This window comes from Parvibaculum sp. (assembly GCF_049672805.1).
Taxonomy (GTDB): domain Bacteria; phylum Pseudomonadota; class Alphaproteobacteria; order Parvibaculales; family Parvibaculaceae; genus Parvibaculum.
Map to the genome: position 1 here is coordinate 1 of NZ_JBATWS010000426.1, position 2,353 is coordinate 2,353.

A 2,353-nucleotide genomic window follows, 5' to 3' on the forward strand; every position below is an offset into this window, starting at 1 on the left:
GCGCAGTTCCGGCGTCACGGGCGGTACGAAATTCTCGCCGCGCCCGAAACCGGCCCGCCCCCGAAACCCCCGGCCGGACCACTGCCCGCCCCTGGAGGGACCGCCGAAGCCCTGCCGGGAACCACTCCATGCGCCACTTCGCCGTGCCGGAGCTGCCCCCCCGCCGAAGAAGCGGGTCATTCGCTCCCGCAGCGCCTCAGCATAATGTGCGCGCACTTTCTGGTCGCCGATCGCGGCGATGGCGGCTTCGAGATCGGCCTCGAGCTTCGCCCGCCGCTCCGGCGTGTCCCAGGCCCCGGAGGAGATTTCCTTCTCCCACAGCATGTCTGACAGAGGCCGCGCTTTCGCCAGCACCTCGCGCATGGCATCGCCCCCTTCCTCACGCACGAGATCGTCGGGGTCCTTGCCCTCCGGCAGCAAGGCAAAGCGAAGCGAATGACCGGGCTTGAGCAGCGGCAGCACCCGCTCCACTGCGCGATAGGCCGCGCGCAAGCCTGCCTTGTCACCGTCAAAGCAAAGGATCGGCTCCGGCGCCATCCGCCAGAGAAGCTGGATCTGATCTTCGGTGAGCGCCGTACCGAGAGGGGCAACGCCGTGATGGATGCCGCCCTGCGCCATTCCCACCACGTCCATATAGCCTTCAACCACAATCACCGTGCCCTCATCATGGGCAGGCTTGCGCGCACGGTCGAGATTGTAGAGCACCCGCCCCTTGTGGAAGAGCGGCGTCTCCGGGGAGTTCAGATATTTTGCTTTGGCATCGGGCGAGAGCGCGCGCCCGCCAAAGGCAATGACCCGCCCGCGCGCATCGGCAATCGGAAACATGAGGCGATTGCGGAAACGGTCATAGGGTTCGGCAATATCCGGTCCCGCAATGATGAGCCCCGCTTCCGACATCTGCTCAACGGAAACATCTCTCGACTTCAGATAGCGCAGCAGCGAGGTCCGGTCCGCACGGTCATCACCCGGCGCATAGCCGATGCCGAAATCATCAATCGTCTTGCCGCGAATGCTGCGGCGCTCAAGATAGGCGCGCGCCTCCGCGCCCACCCCTTCAGCGAGCTTCTGCCTGAAGAAGCCCGCCGCCATCTCCATCACATCTATAAGAGTGGCAGCCTCGCGGTCGCGCTCGGCAGCGCGCGGGTCGCGCTCGGGCATCTCCATGCCCGCTTCGGCGGCCAGCCGCTCCACCGCCTCTATGAAAGAGAGGTTCTCGGTCTTTTCGAGGAACTTGATGACATCGCCATGCTCGCCCGATGAGAAGCAGTGATAAAACTGCTTGTCATCATTGACGGTAAAGCTCGGGCTTTTTTCGTTGGTGAAAGGCGAAAGGCCGACAAACTCCCTGCCCCGCCGGACAAGCTTCACCTTGCGGCCGACAACTTCAGAGACGCGGATGCGTCCCTTCAATTCGTCGAGAAAGCCTTTAGGAAAAGACATGAAGAACGCCGCTCCGATGGCACCAGAGGGCGGCCATTCTGCCACCCGACCTCACACTAGGCGAGTCAGGCTTCAGGCGAGTTTTTCTTTCACGATGGCGCCTGCCTTGGCGAAGTCCATCTGGCCGGCATGGCGCTTTTTGAGTTCGCCCATTACACGGCCCATATCCTTGATGCTGGCAGCCCCCGTCTCCGCGATCACGGCCTCCACGGCAGCCGCCGTTTCCTCGGGCGAGAGCTGCTTTGGCATGAAGCTCTCGATGATCGCGATTTCCTCATTTTCCTGCTCGGCAAGCTCGGTGCGGCCCGCCTGTTCGTAAATGCTCGCGGATTCGCGGCGCTGCTTCACCATGCGCGACAGGACTTCAAGGATTTCAGCGTCACCCACACCTGCATCCCGCCCGTCTGTGCGTCCAGCAATATCGCGATCCTTCACGGCAGCCTGAATGAGACGCAGCGTACCGATGCGGCGCTTGTCCTGGGCTTTGGTCGCCTCGACAAGACCTTGCTTGATGGCATCACGCAGGCTCACGCTCATGGCTTCGATCTCCCGCAAAATGGGGCGCGGCGGCCCCGCTTGATGGGCCGGGCAACACATGGCCCCGGAATCGCTGGCACGCTAAAGCAAAGCCCGGAAAGGCGCAATCCTGCGTCCGACCGCCACGCATACCGTAAGCATATGATTTTAATGGAGTTTTTTCAACCCAAGCCAGCTTGACGCCACCGGGCCTTTCCCTTAGTGTCCGCCAAATTCAACGGGACACCGGACTTTCCGCGCGCGGGGCATCACGCACCGCGCTGGTTGCTTACGGTCTGGTCCCTCCCCCGGAGTAGCCATTATGGTTGTGACGACGAAAGCCGCCACGGAACGGCGCGAGCCTCAAGCCTCGCAATGTTCCGGGGAGGAGTCGTCA

The 2,353-nt window shown here is 62.7% G+C and carries 2 protein-coding genes; both read right to left on the reverse strand.

All coding sequences use genetic code 11. The features are described 5' to 3' along the window. Positions 1–1,440: DNA primase (gene dnaG / locus WBF74_RS13215; RefSeq protein ID WP_424440673.1), on the reverse strand; the 1,440-nt coding region annotated here is incomplete at its 3' end. 72 nt (positions 1,441–1,512) lie between these two features. Next, a complete protein-coding gene (locus tag WBF74_RS13220; protein ID WP_424440675.1) occupies positions 1,513–1,977 on the reverse strand; it encodes a GatB/YqeY domain-containing protein in 465 nt (154 codons plus the stop codon). Positions 1,978–2,353: the final 376 nt, after the last annotated feature.